Source organism: Pseudomonas sp. 22072 (assembly GCF_052046095.1).
In the GTDB taxonomy this organism is placed as follows: domain Bacteria; phylum Pseudomonadota; class Gammaproteobacteria; order Pseudomonadales; family Pseudomonadaceae; genus Aquipseudomonas; species Aquipseudomonas paracarnis.
This window is the reverse complement of sequence record NZ_JBQEQE010000022.1, coordinates 23,515-38,111: the sequence shown is the minus strand read 5'-3', so window position 1 is coordinate 38,111 and position 14,597 is coordinate 23,515. Positions and strand designations below refer to the sequence as shown.

The 14,597-nt window shown below is 61.2% G+C and carries 12 protein-coding genes; 9 read left to right on the top strand and 3 right to left on the bottom strand.

Annotation, left to right across the window (positions count from 1 at the left end; all coding sequences use genetic code 11):
- Window positions 1–185 precede the first annotated feature (185 nt).
- The gene (locus ACTJLA_RS20600) at window positions 186–698 is read right to left on the bottom strand and encodes a glycine cleavage system protein R (RefSeq protein ID WP_003194815.1); all 513 of its coding nucleotides are present in this window, start codon (window positions 696–698) and stop codon (window positions 186–188) included.
- 320 nt (window positions 699–1,018) lie between these two features.
- On the opposite strand from ACTJLA_RS20600, the gene ACTJLA_RS20595 reads away from it, so the two are divergent.
- The gene (locus ACTJLA_RS20595; RefSeq protein WP_054896773.1) at window positions 1,019–3,196 is read left to right on the top strand and encodes a malate synthase G; all 2,178 of its coding nucleotides are present in this window, start codon (window positions 1,019–1,021) and stop codon (window positions 3,194–3,196) included.
- Window positions 3,197–3,350: 154 nt separating this feature from the next.
- Here ACTJLA_RS20595 and ACTJLA_RS20590 read toward each other — a convergent pair whose 3' ends face one another.
- Window positions 3,351–3,797: a response regulator gene (locus tag ACTJLA_RS20590; RefSeq protein ID WP_019817416.1), complete on the bottom strand. Its 447-nt coding sequence runs from the start codon at window positions 3,795–3,797 to the stop codon at window positions 3,351–3,353.
- A gap of 246 nt (window positions 3,798–4,043) precedes the next feature.
- Between ACTJLA_RS20590 and ACTJLA_RS20585 the strand changes: the two genes are divergently transcribed.
- The 8 genes from ACTJLA_RS20585 (at window position 4,044) to ACTJLA_RS20550 (ending at window position 13,012) form a co-directional block, all read left to right on the top strand.
- Window positions 4,044–5,966: a putative nucleotidyltransferase substrate binding domain-containing protein gene (locus ACTJLA_RS20585; RefSeq protein WP_198862380.1), complete on the top strand. Its 1,923-nt coding sequence runs from the start codon at window positions 4,044–4,046 to the stop codon at window positions 5,964–5,966.
- Window positions 5,963–6,670, top strand: a complete 708-nt coding sequence (locus ACTJLA_RS20580; protein ID WP_181124740.1) for a 3'-5' exonuclease — start codon at window positions 5,963–5,965, stop codon at window positions 6,668–6,670. The genes ACTJLA_RS20585 and ACTJLA_RS20580 overlap by 4 nt, the downstream gene beginning before the upstream one ends.
- Window positions 6,671–6,818: 148 nt before the next feature.
- On the top strand, window positions 6,819–7,337 hold the full coding sequence (locus tag ACTJLA_RS20575; protein WP_054920740.1) for an RNA polymerase sigma factor: 519 nt from the start codon (window positions 6,819–6,821) through the stop codon (window positions 7,335–7,337).
- Window positions 7,334–8,302, top strand: a complete 969-nt coding sequence (locus ACTJLA_RS20570; RefSeq protein WP_054920742.1) for a FecR domain-containing protein — start codon at window positions 7,334–7,336, stop codon at window positions 8,300–8,302. The genes ACTJLA_RS20575 and ACTJLA_RS20570 overlap by 4 nt, the downstream gene beginning before the upstream one ends.
- A gap of 211 nt (window positions 8,303–8,513) precedes the next feature.
- Window positions 8,514–10,943 (top strand): TonB-dependent siderophore receptor, encoded by a 2,430-nt coding sequence (locus tag ACTJLA_RS20565; protein ID WP_034128862.1) that lies wholly within the window; start codon window positions 8,514–8,516, stop codon window positions 10,941–10,943.
- A 62-nt stretch (window positions 10,944–11,005) separates the two neighbouring features.
- Complete coding sequence (locus ACTJLA_RS20560) at window positions 11,006–12,109, top strand: PepSY-associated TM helix domain-containing protein (protein ID WP_440842020.1); 1,104 nt, start codon at window positions 11,006–11,008, stop codon at window positions 12,107–12,109.
- The gene (locus ACTJLA_RS20555) at window positions 12,106–12,276 is read left to right on the top strand and encodes a hypothetical protein (RefSeq protein ID WP_087149549.1); all 171 of its coding nucleotides are present in this window, start codon (window positions 12,106–12,108) and stop codon (window positions 12,274–12,276) included. The genes ACTJLA_RS20560 and ACTJLA_RS20555 overlap by 4 nt, the downstream gene beginning before the upstream one ends.
- A 106-nt stretch (window positions 12,277–12,382) precedes the next feature.
- A complete protein-coding gene (locus ACTJLA_RS20550) occupies window positions 12,383–13,012 on the top strand; it encodes a glutathione S-transferase (protein ID WP_440842018.1) in 630 nt (209 codons plus the stop codon).
- 207 nt (window positions 13,013–13,219) lie between these two features.
- Here ACTJLA_RS20550 and creD read toward each other — a convergent pair whose 3' ends face one another.
- Window positions 13,220–14,569 carry a cell envelope integrity protein CreD gene (gene creD / locus ACTJLA_RS20545; protein ID WP_440842016.1) on the bottom strand — a complete coding sequence of 450 codons (1,350 nt, stop codon included), beginning with the start codon at window positions 14,567–14,569 and terminating at the stop codon, window positions 13,220–13,222.
- Window positions 14,570–14,597 lie beyond the last annotated feature (28 nt).

Sequence of the window (14,597 nt, the reverse complement as noted above, 5' to 3'; positions counted from 1 at the left end):
GTGGCTTGCAGCGTTCCACCCAAAGGTTATCCACAACCTGATCCCCGCCATTTGTGCACAAGCCCTTGAAACTGCTCGTTTTTTGCTCAACTTGCGCAGAAGGCCGGCGGGCGTGGCCTGGCGTCGGGTCTCTACAGGTTATCCACAGGCCCATGCAAGATTTCCCTGCATAACCTTGTGGATCGTTATTCCTCCTGACGCAACTCCACCATCAAGTCATCGGCCAAGGTTTCCAAAGCCTCTTGCAGGGTTTCCAGCGACAGCGTGGCCGGCACTTGCAACAACGCCTCGGCATTGAACAGCGGATCACCGCTCATGGGCGCCGGGCGCACATCGGTGCTCAGGCGTTCCAGGTTGACGCCCTGCTGGCTCAGCAGCGCGGTGATCTCACGCACGATGCCCGAGCGGTCATTGCCCACCAGGGTCATCAGGATCGGCTTGGACGCCGATGCCTGCCCGCTGCTGCCCTCACCCACCAACACGCGAATGCCATGGGTGGATAAATCCTCCAATGCCCCCACCAATGCCTGTCGCTGCTCGCTCGGCACGCTCACCCGCAGGATCCCGGCAAACTGCCCGGCCATGTGCGCCATGCGGCTTTCCAGCCAGTTACCACCATGACTGGCAATGTTCTGCGCGATGCGTTCAACCAGGCCGGGTTTGTCGGCGGCGATAATAGTGAGTACAAGATGGTCCATGGCGCAGTCCCTCGGTTGGTTGATCCTCGATTATAGACATGCCGCGTATATCCAGAAGGTACGCGTGATCGTTAACGCCCATCCCAGGCAAGCCAGCTCTCACAGACAAATCGTGTACCATTTTGATATTTATCTGGAACAATCCAATAGTTTTTTGAGAACATCCGGTTCTCCGCTGTGACCGTACGACCAAAGTGGGTCGCTAAACGACGTATTTAGTCTAATTTTCACAACCGCAAGTCATCATGTAGTATGCCCAACCGTGCACTACATAATGAAAATCTGAAAAAGCGCATAAGCTCCGCAGAGTGAGGCAAGCAATGACTGAACACGTTCAAGTCGGTGGCCTGCAGGTCGCCAAAGTCCTGTTCGACTTCGTGAACAACGAAGCCATTCCCGGTACCGGCATCACTGCCGACCAGTTCTGGGCCGGTGCCGACAAGGTCATCCATGACCTGGCCCCGAAGAACAAAGCCCTACTCGCCAAACGCGACGACTTCCAGGCGCGGATCGATACCTGGCACCAGACCCACGCCGGCCAGGCCCATGACCCGGTGGCCTACAAAGCCTTCCTGCAAGACATCGGCTACCTGTTGCCAGAAGCCGCAGACTTTGAGGCCTCGACCCAAAACGTCGATGATGAGATCGCACGCATGGCCGGCCCACAGCTGGTCGTGCCGGTGATGAACGCCCGCTTCGCCCTCAACGCCTCGAATGCGCGCTGGGGCTCGCTGTACGACGCGCTCTATGGCACCGACGCCATCAGCGAAGCCAACGGCGCCGAGAAGGGCAAGGGCTATAACAAAGTGCGTGGCGACAAGGTCATTGCCTTCGCCCGCGCTTTCCTCGACGAGGCCGCACCGCTCAGCGCCGGCAGCCATGTCGATTCCACCGGCTACAAAATCGTCGATGGCAAGCTGATCGTCAGCCTCAAAGGCGGCAGCAACAGCGGCCTGCGTGACGATGCCCAGTTGATCGGTTTCCAGGGCCCTGCGGCCGAGCCGATTGCGATCCTGCTCAAGCACAATGGCCTGCACTTCGAAATCCAGATCGACGCCAGCACCCCAGTCGGCCAAACCGACGCCGCAGGCGTCAAAGACGTGCTGATGGAAGCCGCGCTGACCACCATCATGGACTGCGAAGACTCCGTCGCCGCCGTCGACGCCGATGACAAAGTGGTGATCTACCGCAACTGGCTCGGCCTGATGAAGGGCGACCTGGCCGAAGAAGTGGCCAAGGGCGGCCAGACCTTCACCCGCACCATGAACCCTGACCGCGTCTACACCGGCGTGGATGGCAGCGACGTGACCCTGCACGGCCGTTCGCTGTTGTTCGTGCGCAACGTTGGCCACTTGATGACCATCGACGCGATCCTCGATAAAGACGGCAACGAAGTACCCGAAGGCATCCTCGACGGCCTGATCACCAGCCTGGCGGCGATCCACAGCCTCAACGGCAACAACACCCGCAAGAACAGCCGCACCGGTTCCGTATACATCGTGAAACCGAAGATGCACGGCCCGGAAGAAGCCGCGTTCACCAACGAACTGTTCGGTCGCATCGAAGAGGTGCTGAACCTGGCGCGCAACACCCTCAAGGTCGGGATCATGGACGAGGAGCGCCGCACCACGGTCAACCTCAAGGCCTGCATCAAGGCGGCCAGTGAGCGCGTGGTGTTTATCAACACCGGTTTCCTCGACCGCACTGGCGATGAAATCCACACCTCCATGGAAGCCGGCGCGATGGTGCGCAAGGCGGCCATGAAGGCAGAAAAGTGGATCGGCGCCTATGAGAACTGGAACGTCGATATCGGCCTGAGCACCGGCCTGCAAGGTCGTGCACAGATCGGTAAAGGCATGTGGGCCATGCCCGACCTGATGGCGGCGATGCTCGAGCAGAAAATCGCCCACCCGTTGGCCGGTGCCAACACCGCCTGGGTACCGTCGCCGACCGCCGCAGCCCTGCATGCGTTGCACTACCACAAGGTTGATGTGTTCGCCCGCCAGGCCGAGCTGGCCAAGCGCGAGCGCGCTTCGGTGGACGATATCCTCACCATTCCTCTGGCCAGCAACACCGATTGGTCCGAGGAAGAGATCCGCAACGAGCTGGACAACAACGCCCAGGGCATCCTCGGCTATGTGGTGCGTTGGATCGACCAGGGTGTGGGCTGCTCCAAGGTGCCGGACATCAACGATGTCGGCCTGATGGAAGACCGCGCCACCCTGCGTATTTCCAGCCAGCACATCGCCAACTGGCTGCGCCACGGCATTGTCAACGAAGACCAGGTGATGGAAAGCCTCAAGCGCATGGCGCCCGTGGTAGACCGCCAGAATGCCGGGGATGCGTTGTACCGCCCACTGGCTCCGGACTTCGACAGCAACATCGCATTCCAGGCAGCGGTGGAGTTGGTGATTGAAGGGACCAAGCAGCCTAATGGCTATACCGAGCCGGTGTTGCACCGCAGGCGTCGGGAGTTCAAGGCCAAGAACGGCCTGTAATGGAAAAAGCCCTGATCGAAAGATCGGGGCTTTTTTATCAGTGTCAGTTAGACCGCGTTGCCTGAATCGCAGGCAAGCCAGCTCCCACAGGGAGTGCATTTCAAATGTGGGAGCCGGGCTTGCCCGCGAAGAGGCCAGGCCAGTCACCCCACACTCAGGGCACCATCCCCAACTCCCGCTTCACCAACTTCGCCAACTTCACGCTATCAATCGGCTTGAGCAAGAAATCCACCACGCTCAAATGCATCGCATCAATCACATCCGGCGCTTCCGCGTCTCCAGACATGATGATGATCGGCAACGCCGCACGGGTGGACTCACGCACCTGGCGGATCAATTCCAGGCCATTGCTGGGCGCCATACGCAGGTCGGTGATCAGCAAACCGATGGAACTGCTCGTCTTCAACAAATCCCACGCAGCCTCGCCACTTTCGGCAGTCATGCAGCGAATACCATCGAGCCCAAGGATTTCCGCCAGCAATTCACGCGCGTCCTTGTCGTCGTCCACGATCAAAACGCGTTGGGGGGGTAAATCGGGCTCCAGCATCACGGCGCTCAGCGCCTCGCGCTCGGCATCACTCAAAATATCGTGGTCGGACATACGTTTCTCAGCAGTTCTCATCAATCTCCCAGCACACTCGTCAGACATCTGCGGAAGGGCGAACAATGTGCACTTCGTCGGAAAGTTTGCCTAGTGGGCTTTCTACGGGTTTTGGACGATTGTCATGTAAGGTTTTTCCCTAGTTTTGCGCGGTACTCCTCGACCTAGACTTACGTCCAATGGGCACCCACTGCGCAGGAGTCGACCATGCAGCACGATAACGACAAAAACACTGCGGTCACTGTTATGAGTAAAGCTGATGCATTCGCACAGGCGGGTAAAACCGCTGTGTTGCAGAACATCCACGGCACCCTGCAATTCCTGCAACGCTTCCCGCCGTTCAACCAGATGGAACAGGCGCACCTGGCTTTCCTGGTGGAGCAGTGCCAACTGCGTTTCTACGGCCCCGGCGACAGCATCCTCAAACCGTCGGGCGGCCCGGTCGAGCACTTTTATATCGTCAAGCAGGGCCGGGTCGTGGGTGAGCGTCCAGACTCGGCGGACACCACCTTTGAAATCGCCACCGGCGAATGCTTCCCCCTCGCCGCCTTGCTGGGTGAGCGCGCGACCCGTACAGAACACAAAGCCGCTGAAGACACCTTCTGCCTGCAATTGAACAAACCGGCCTTTATCAAGCTGTTCGCGCTGTCCAGCCCGTTTCGTGATTTCGCCTTGCGCGGGGTCAGCAGCCTGCTCGACCAGGTCAACCAGCAGGTACAGCAAAAAGCCGTGGAAACCCTCGGCACCCAATACTCCTTGAATACCCGCCTGGGTGAATTGGCCATGCGCCACCCGGTCACCTGCAGCCCGCACACACCGTTGCGCGAAGCGGTGACCTTGATGCACGAACAACAGGTCGGCAGCATTGTGATCGTCAACGAACACAAGGCCCCCCTGGGCATCTTCACCCTGCGCGATCTGCGCCAGGTGGTCGCCGATGGCGCCAGCGACTTCAGCCAGAGCATTGCCGGGCACATGACCCAGGCGCCGTTTTACTTGAGCCCGGAGCACAGCGCTTTCGACGCAGCCATCGCCATGACCGAGCGGCATATCGCCCATGTGTGCCTGGTGCAAGACCAGCGCCTGTGTGGCGTGGTCTCCGAGCGTGACTTGTTTTCCTTGCAGCGTGTGGACCTGGTGCACCTGGCCCGCACCATCCGCAACGCGCCCCGGGTGGAAAACCTGGTGGCGATTCGCGGTGAAATCGGCCAGTTGGTGGAGCGCATGCTCGCCCATGGCGCCTCATCCACCCAGATCACCCACATCATTACGCTGCTCAACGACCACACCGTGTGCCGGGTGATCGAGCTGACCCTCGCGGAAAAAGGCGACCCCGGCGTGCCCTTCAGTTGGCTGTGCTTTGGCAGTGAAGGCCGCCGCGAACAAACGCTGTACACCGACCAGGACAACGGCATCCTGTTCGAGGCCAAGGACGCCGTCGAAGCCGCCGAAAGGCGTGAGCGCTTGCTACCGCTGGCGCAGCACATCAACCAAAGCCTGGCGCTGTGCGGCTTCAGCCTGTGCAAGGGCAATATCATGGCCGGCAACCCCGAGCTGTGCTTGTCCCGCGTGGAGTGGGCGCGGCGCTTCGGCGCGTTCATTCGTGAAGCGACGCCGGAAAACCTGCTGGGTTCAAGCATCTATTTTGACTTGCGCGTGGTATGGGGCGAAGAGCGCGGGTGCGAGCAACTGCGTCAGGGCATTCTCGATCAGGTGGCGGATAACCGCTTGTTCCAACGGATGCTGGCCGAAAATGCACTACTGCGGCGCCCGCCGGTGGGGCGTTTCCGCGAGTTCGTGCTGACCCGCAAACATGGCGAAAAGGCCACCCTCGACCTCAAGGTGCAGGGCCTTACACCTTTTGTAGATGGCGCGCGCCTGTTGGCCCTGGCCAATGGCATCCACGCCAACAACACCCTGGAACGCCTGCGCCAGTTGGTGGACAAGGCCGTGATCGACCCCCTGGATGGCGCCGCCTATGAAGAGGCCTACCACTTTATCCAGCAGACCCGCATGCAGCAGCACCAATTGCAGACCCGCGAGAACCTGCCCTATTCCAACCGCGTCGACCCCGACAGCCTCAACCACCTGGACCGGCGCATCCTGCGTGAGTCCCTGCGCCAGGCCCAACGCCTGCAAAGCAGCCTGAGCTTGCGGTATCAGCTATGAGTTTGTTTGGCTGGCTGCGTGCCAAAAAACCTGGGCTCAACGCTGCGCAACAGCAGCGCCTGGAACAGTTACCCAAGCCCGCCGAAGTGGGCAACGGCCCATTGCGCAGCCAGCGCTGGGTAGTGGTGGACCTGGAAACCAGCGGCCTGAACCTTCACCGCGACCAGGTGCTGTCCATCGGCGCCGTGGTCATCGAAGACGGTGCGGTGGATTTCTCCCAACTGTTCGAACGCACCCTGCAGCGCACCGACACCAAGCTCAGCCCCAGTGTGCTGATCCACGGGCTGGGGCCCAGTGCAATCGCCGCTGGCAGCGACCCGACCGAGGCGTTGCTGGATTTCATGGCGTTCGTGGGCGACAGTCCGCTGCTGGCCTTCCATGCGCCGTTTGATCAACACATGCTGTGCCGGGCGCTCAAGGACAGCCTGGGTTATCGCCTGGCCCATCCGTTCATGGATGTAGCAGACCTGGCCCCGCTGTTATGCCCAGAGGCGCATATCCGCGAAGCCGGGCTGGACGACTGGCTCAACCACTTCAGGCTACAGGCCGGCGAACGCCACCATGCCAGCGCCGATGCACTGGCGACGGCGGAGCTGATGTTGATCCTGTTCAGCCGGGCGCGGCAGCAACAGATCGATACGCCCCAGGCGCTGTATGAGCGTTTGGCCCAATGGAAACGACGCAAGCAGTCCCCTTCCCTTTAACGCTTTGCGCCCGACGCGGAGCATCGCGGGATGCATTCCTACGCAGAGCGCGGGAACGATCACCCGACAGACGCCAATTGCGCCCACCCTACGCCTCTGACACAATCGCGAATAATTCTCGTTAGTTTAAACCTTATTCGGTGATGCCTTGTCGTCGGTCCATACCCCACGCAGTGAGCTTGTTGGTGCGTTGTATCGCGACCACCGTGGCTGGCTGTTGGCGTGGCTGCGACGTAATGTGGCGTGCCCAAGCCGTGCCGAAGACCTGAGCCAGGACACCTTCATGCGCCTGCTGGGCCGTGATGAGTTGCGCGAGCCCCGCGAACCGCGGGCGTTCCTGGTGGCCATCGCCAAGGGTTTGCTGTTTGACTATTTCCGTCGTGCGGCCCTGGAACAGGCCTACCTCACCGAATTGATGCTGATCCCGGAAAACGAACAGCCTTCGCCGGAAGCCCAGCAACTGATCCTCGAAGACCTCAAGGCCATCGACCGCCTGCTCGGCAAGTTGTCGAGCAAGGCCCGCGCCGCGTTCCTCTATAACCGCCTCGACGGCCTGGGCCATGCCGAGATCGCCCAGCGCCTAGGGGTTTCGGTGCCGCGCGTGCGCCAATACCTGGCCCAGGGCATTCGCCAGTGCTACGTCGCACTGTATGGCGAGCCGTCGTGACTGCCATCGGCTCCAAACCGGTGTCGTCGCGCGTGCTGGATGCCGCGATTGCCTGGCAACTGTCCCTCGACTCGGGCGACGGCAGCGCGGTGGAACAGGAAGAGTTCAGCAAGTGGCTGGCCAGCGATGAGGAACACGCTCGCGCCTGGCGCCAGTTGGGCATGCTAGACCAGCGTTTCAGTGTGGCCTCGGGCCCGGCTCGGGCGGCGCTGCTGCAGTCGCGCCACGGCATTCGCCAGCGCGTGCGCAAACTGGGCCGGGGCCTGGCCAGTATCGTGCTGGTGTGCGGCCTGGCGCTGTTTGCCGGTGAGCGTTACGTGCCTATTCACTATTGGCTGGCCGACCAGCGCACTGCTACCGGTGAACAGCGCACGCTGAAGCTGGCGGATGGCACGCGGATCAACCTCAACACCCACAGCGCCATTGATGTGCGCTTCGACGAAACACGCCGCTTGATCGTGTTGCAGGCAGGCGAAATTCTCGTCGAAACCGGCCACGACGATTCGCGCCCTTTCTACGTGCAAACCCGCGACGGCAGCCTGCGGGCGCTGGGTACCCGGTTTATCGTCAAGCGCGAAGACGACGCTACGCGCCTGAGTGTGTTGCAGTCTGCCGTGGCCGCCCAGCCCGAGGCGCTGCACCAGGAACAAGTGTTCAAGGCGGGCCAGCAAGTGCTGATGCGCGGCGACGGGCTCGGGCCACTGTTGGCCGTCACCCCCGCCACCGATGCCTGGACCCGCGGCATGCTGGTAGTGGACAACGCTCGGCTGGGGGATGTGATCGAGGAATTGGCGCGCTATCGCACCGGCTACCTGGGGGTGGATAAGAACGTGGCCGACCTGCGCATCACCGGCAGTTTCCCGCTGCGCGACACCACGTTGGCATTGAATGCGCTGTTGCCGACTTTGCCGGTGCAGATCGAGCAGCACACGCCGTGGTGGGTGACCGTCAAGGGTAAGCCTTAGGCTTGATCGTTCCCACGCTCCGCGTGGTAATGCAGCCCGGACGCTCTGCGTCCCAGGCCGTGACGCAGAGCGTCACACGAGGCGTTCCCACGCGGAGCTTGGGAACGATCACAGCACACCGCAAAAAATATTTTCACCCGGCCCTATCACTTTTCGATTCTCGCTCGGCACCTAGGCAATTGAGAAATATTTCCATTCAGGAGCCGCCCGTATGTCCCGCACGCTAGACACCTTGTTGCGCCCCAGCCTGTTAGCCATGGCGATCGCCCTCAGCGCCCCGCTGGCCAGCACCCCGCTGATCGCCGCCGAACAAGCCTCCAGCGTGCGCGCCTATAACCTGCCGGCTGCGCCCCTGGCCACCACCCTGAACCAGATCGCCAGCCAGGCCGGCCTGGCGCTGACCCTCAACCCCGCACTCGCCGCCGGCAAGACCTCGGCACCGGTCAAAGGCCAGTTCCATGCGCAGGGCGCGTTGCGGGAAGCCTTGCGGGGGACGGGGTTGCAGTTGGAGCAGAGCAGTGCGGGCACTTACACCCTGATGCCGGTCCCGGAGGGCGTCGTTGCCTTGCCGACCACCAACATCACCGGCCAAGGCAGCTATGAAAGCGCTTGGGGGCCGGTGGAGGGATATGTTGCAAAGCGCACCGCCGCCGGCACCAAAACCGATACTGCGCTGGTCGAGGCACCACGCTCGATCTCGGTAGCCACCCGCGAGCAAATGCAGGACCGTAACGTGCAGAACCTCGACGATGCGGTCAAATACATGCCCGGTATTGTGTCTGCCAGCTACGGCAGCGACACCCGTTACGACTGGATGCGCGTACGCGGCTTCGAGCCGACGCAATTCCTCGATGGCCTGCCACTGCCCCGTGGCGTGTACGCCAACCCGAAAGCCGAAACCTGGAACCTCGACCGCCTCGCCCTGCTGCGCGGTCCGGCCTCGTCAGTCTATGGCCAGACCCCTCCGGGCGGCCTGCTGGATATGGTCAGCCGCCGCCCCAGCGCTGAATCGAGCCACGCCATCCAGATGCAATACGGCAGTGACAACTATCGCCAGATCAATTTCGAAAGCACTGGCAAGATCGATGATGAGGGCCAGTTTCTCTACAGCGTTGGCGGCGTGGTGCGCGATGCCGGTACCCAGGTCGATCACATCGACAACAAGCGGTACAACATCGCACCGAGCTTGACCTGGAATATCGACACCGATACCAAGCTGACCTTGCTGTCACAGTTCACCCGTGACGATACCGGCACCACCAGCCAGTTCCTGCCGATCCAGGGCACCAAAATCAAATCACCGCTAGGCGAGGTTTCCCACCACAAGAACCTCGGCGACCCGGACTACGACTTCTACGACCGCACCTACTACGCCTTGGGCTACGCGTTCGAGCACCGCTTCAACGATACCTGGCAATTCAAGCAGAACCTGCGCTACACCAAATCCGAATTGGCGTTCCAGCAACTGACGGTAGGCTCGTTTGCCTTCTCCCCCGCCGACGCCAATGGCGACATCAGCCGCTCTTCGACCAATGTGGACGAGGACATCAGCCAGTTCGCAGTGGACAACAACTTCCAGGCTGACTTCGCCACTGGCGACATCTCCCACACCGTGCTGCTGGGCCTGGATCATCAACGCACCGACACCTCGTACCTGGCGATTTTCGGCGACGGTGGCACCACGAACATCTTTAACCCGGTCTATGGCCAGCCGATCGTGCGCCCGGCGCGCTCCACCGCGTTCTACGATTACAACCAGAAAACCGTGCAGACCGGCCTTTACGTGCAGGACCAGATGGCCCTGGACAACTGGCGCCTGACTCTTGGTGGTCGTGAAGACTGGGTGCACCAGGGCACCACCTACTTCAACAAGAACGACGCGACCAATACCGACCGCAGCAAGAATTTCAGTGGCAATGCGGCGCTGAGCTATGTGTTCGACTCGGGCTTTGTCCCCTACCTCTCGTACGCCGAGTCGTTCCAGCCTGCGAGCAACGCCAGCGTCGACCCCCTCCAGTCGTTCAAGCCGACGGAAGGCAAGCAGTGGGAGTTGGGGATCAAATACCAGCCACCCGGCTCCAACACCCTGCTGAGTGCGGCGGTCTACGACCTGACCCAGAAGAACGTGCAAGTCACCAGCTTCCAGTCCGGTGGCGCCTCCGTGACCGACCAGACCGGAGAAGTAAAGGTCAAGGGCCTGGAGCTGGAAGCCGTGTCTGATGTGACCGAAAACCTCAAGGTCATCGCGGCCTACACCCTGGCCAAGTCCGAGGTGCAAAAAGGTCAGTACAAAGGCAACCGCTTGCAACTGATGCCTAATCAGCAAGCGTCCTTGTGGACCGACTACACCTGGCACACCGGCGCACTCGACGGTTTCGGTATCGGCTTCGGCGCACGCTACACCGGCAATACCTATGGCGACCAAGCCAATACTTGGGCCGGCAAGGCCAACGCCTACACCGTGTTCGACGGCTCCGTGCATTACGACCTCGGTCGCCTGGACAACAGCCTCAAGGGCGCGTCGGTGAAAGTGAACGCGACCAACCTGTTCAACAAAGACTACATTTCCACCTGTGATGGCTCCTATTGCTACTTCGGCGACCAACGCAGCGTCGTCGCCAGCGCCACCTACCAGTGGTAATCAGCTGAGCTAACCACCAGGCCGCCCAACAAGGCGGCTTTGGTGCATCTGAAGGCTAGACAATGAAAAGCAAAACCATCCGCCGCTGGTCCTTCATCCACACCTGGACCAGCCTGATCTGCACCGTATTCCTGCTGCTGCTCGCCCTCACCGGCCTGCCGTTGGTGTTTCACCACGAGATCGACCACCTGCTGGGCAATGAGCCCGAACTGGCGCAGATGCCTGCCGATACGCCCCGGCTCAACCTTGAGCAGCTTGTAGCCAAAGCCCAGGCCCATCGCCCCGGCGAGGCCATGCAGTACCTTGCCTGGGACGAAGACGACAATAACGGCGTGATCGCGATCATGGCGGCCACAGCCGGTACTGAGCCGAACTCGTCGCACACCTTCATGCTCGATGCACGCTCTGGCGAAACCGTCGAAATGCCGTCTGCCAATGGGGGCTTCACTCTGTTCCTGCTGCGCCTGCATGTGGATATGTTTGCCGGTCTGCCCGGCAAGTTGTTGCTGGCGTTCATGGGCCTTCTGTTTGTGCTGGCGATTATCTCGGGCACGGTGTTGTACCTGCCCTTCATGCGTCGATTGAAGTTCGCCACCGTGCGCCAGGACAAGTCCACTCGCCTGCGCTGGCTCGACCTGCACAACCTGATCGGCGTGGTCACTTTGACCTGGGCGCTGGTAGTGGGGGTAACCGGCGTGATCAGCGCCTGCGCCGACTTGATCATCGCGGCGTGGCGCGAGGACAGCCTCAGCGCCATGATCGAACCCTACAAGAACGCCCCGCCGCTGACCCAGCGCGCGCCCGCCACAGAGCTGTTGAGCATTGCGGCCAAGGCCGCGCCCGGTATGGAGCCGGACTTTATCGCCTTCCCCGGCACGCGTTTTTCCAGCGAACATCACTACGCCGTGTTCATGAAGGGCAGCACCCACCTGACCTCCCATTTGCTGACACCGGTGCTGATCGACGCCAGCACCCTGGCCGTCACCGCCATCGCCGAACGGCCGTGGTACATGGATGCCATGGGCATGTCCCAACCCCTGCATTTCGGTGATTACGGCGGCATGCCGATGAAGATTTTGTGGGCGGTGCTGGATGTGCTGACCATCATCGTGCTGGTGAGCGGCATTTACTTATGGATCGTACGGCGCAAGGCGGCCAAGGTATGAAGCCGCGGCAGTCGAATTTCTGGAAGGTCTTTGCCATACCGCTGGGGATTGGCCTGCTCAGTGCCGCCGGGTTGTTTGCGGCGTTGCTGGGCGATGGGTGGTGGGATTCGTTGAGTTGGATCGGGCTGGGCATACCCGCGGCCATTGCCGTCTACAAACTACTGTAGGAGCGAGCTTGCTCGCGAAAAACCTGAGAGCACCGCGTTAAACCAGGCGAGCTGCGTTATCGTTGGCGTTATTCGCGAGCAAGCTCGCTCCTACAGAGGAATGCCCATGTCCGCCCCCAGCATGACCTTGTTCCACAACCCCGCTTCGCCCTTCGTGCGTAAAGTGCGCGTGCTGCTGATCGAGACCGGCCAGCAGGATCGTGTGGCCCTGCACGCGTGCCTGCCCACGCCGGTCAACCCGGATGCCGAAGTGCTGCAAGGCAACCCCGTGGGCAAGATCCCGGCCCTGCGCCTGGCCGACGGTTCGGTATTGCACGACAGCCGGGTGATTCTCGACTATCTCGACCACCAGCATGTCGGCAACCCGCTGATCCCCCGCGACGGCTCGGCCCGCTGGCGGCGCCTGACCCTGGCCGCGATGGCTGACGGCATCATGGATGCCGCCGTGCTGGTACGTTACGAGACCGCCATGCGTCCGCCAGAAAAACACTGGGCTCCCTGGCTGGATGAGCAGCGCAACAAGATCCGCCGCGCCCTCGCCGAGCTGGAGCGGGACGCCATTGCCGAACTGGCCAGCCACTTTGACGTCGCCGCCATCAGCGTGGCCTGTGCCCTGGGCTATATCGACTTTCGCCACCCGGATATTCAGTGGCGCTCGGACACTCCCAAGCTCGCCGCCTGGTACGCCGAAGTCAGCCAGCGGGCTTCGATGCAGCAGACCCAACCCCCGGTTTGACCAGTCCCCTGCAGGAGCGAGTTTGTTGTGGCGAGGGAGCTTGCTCCCGCTCGACAGCGCAGCTGGAGCCGGCTTTATCAGGGGCGCTTCGCACCCCAGCGCAAGCAAGCTTGCTCGCCACAACAAGCTCGCTCCTACAGTGAAAGGTGGCGTTGGTGAGGAAGTCGACCATCCTCGCTTTCATCTGCTGATCTTCGCGCAATCCGATCATTGCCCTTGCTCCACCTTGCGTTTACCCACCCCGTACCAATCCAGTTTGCGCGTCAGCACCATCACCGTACCCAGCAGGCCAAACAGCAACAACGAGCCCATCAACAGCGCGTAATCCTCGGCACTGAGCAAGCCGTACAGCAAGCCATACAACGCCGCCAGCCCGGCCGAAAACCCCAGGCCGTGGGCGACGCTACGCAGCACATGGCATACGTAGAAGCCGATCAACACCACACAGGCGCTGGCGGATATCAGGTAGGCCAGGGCAAAGCCCAGATGCTCGGACAACGACAACAGCAGCAGGTAGAAGAACGCCAGCGCCACGCCCACCAGGGCGTACTGGATAGGGTGCACCGCCAGACTCTTGAGCACCTCGAAGAGAAAGAAGCCGGCAAAGGTCAGGGCGATAAACAACAGCGCATATTTGATCGCCCGATCGCTCTTGAGGTACTGGTCTACCGGGTCGATGAAGTTCACCCCAAAGCTGCGGTTGCTGAAGTCTTCACAGCCTTGCCCGTCCAGGCAGTTCTGCAGGGCTTGTTCGAGGTTGGTGGAGAAGAATGTCGTCTGCCAATTGGCGCTGAAGCCCTGGTCGGTCACCTCACGTTGAGCCGGCAGGAAGTTGCCGACAAAGCTCGGGTGCGGCCAGTTGGACGCCAGTGTTACCTGGCTGGTCTTGCCCACCGGCACTACTTGCAGTTGCTCGGTGCCTTGCAGGCGCAGGTCGAAGGCGAACTCCAGCACGGAGGGCTTCTTGCCGTCCTGCGCCGGCAGCGTCACATGCACGCCCTCACCCAGCCAGTCGACTAGGGAGCCTGGCGAGAACTCCAGCCGCTGGTCACCCAGCTCCAGTTTCAGCGCGTTTTCAATACCCCGAATATCACTGATGCCCACCGCCAAAAACGCTGGTTCAAAGCGGTAGTCGGCGAAGTCTTCGGTGATCCCCAACTGCGCAGGCAAGTCGAAACGCCCGCTGATACGGTTGTCGGCGTGGAACAACCGCGCCTGATAGATGCCCCGTGAGCGCAGTTCGGTTTGCACCTTGCCGTCGAGCTCAAAACGGTCCGGCAGGAAATACAGACGGCCGCGTTCTTCACGGGTTTCTTCGTAGCGCTTGTTGAGCTTTTCATTGAGCTTCCACTCGCGCACGGTCTTGCGATACGGCACCACCATCACCGGCCCGGTGAGGCGCTGGGCAAAGCTTGAGCTGCGGGCAATGTCCATCAGTACGCCGTCGCGCAGTTGCTGACGGTCGCTGATGATGCCGTTGATCATCAACAATGGAATCAGCAACAGCAGGATCAGCAGCGCAATCGCGCCCAATTTGAAAAGCAGGTTGCGGTTCATGGGTCTCTCCCTGTTTTGATGGGGAGAG

Excerpts from the sequence above, each read along its gene's own strand:
- ACTJLA_RS20600 (WP_003194815.1), bottom strand. The coding sequence starts at position 698 with ATGGACCATCTTGTACTCACTATTATCGCCGCCGACAAACCCGGCCTG.
- ACTJLA_RS20595 (WP_054896773.1), top strand. The coding sequence starts at position 1,019 with ATGACTGAACACGTTCAAGTCGGTGGCCTGCAGGTCGCCAAAGTCCTG.
- ACTJLA_RS20590 (WP_019817416.1), bottom strand. The coding sequence starts at position 3,797 with ATGTCCGACCACGATATTTTGAGTGATGCCGAGCGCGAGGCGCTGAGC.
- ACTJLA_RS20585 (WP_198862380.1), top strand. The coding sequence starts at position 4,044 with ATGAGTAAAGCTGATGCATTCGCACAGGCGGGTAAAACCGCTGTGTTG.
- ACTJLA_RS20580 (WP_181124740.1), top strand. The coding sequence starts at position 5,963 with ATGAGTTTGTTTGGCTGGCTGCGTGCCAAAAAACCTGGGCTCAACGCT.
- ACTJLA_RS20565 (WP_034128862.1), top strand. The coding sequence starts at position 8,514 with ATGTCCCGCACGCTAGACACCTTGTTGCGCCCCAGCCTGTTAGCCATG.
- ACTJLA_RS20560 (WP_440842020.1), top strand. The coding sequence starts at position 11,006 with ATGAAAAGCAAAACCATCCGCCGCTGGTCCTTCATCCACACCTGGACC.
- ACTJLA_RS20555 (WP_087149549.1), top strand. The coding sequence starts at position 12,106 with ATGAAGCCGCGGCAGTCGAATTTCTGGAAGGTCTTTGCCATACCGCTG.
- ACTJLA_RS20550 (WP_440842018.1), top strand. The coding sequence starts at position 12,383 with ATGTCCGCCCCCAGCATGACCTTGTTCCACAACCCCGCTTCGCCCTTC.
- creD (WP_440842016.1), bottom strand. The coding sequence starts at position 14,569 with ATGAACCGCAACCTGCTTTTCAAATTGGGCGCGATTGCGCTGCTGATC.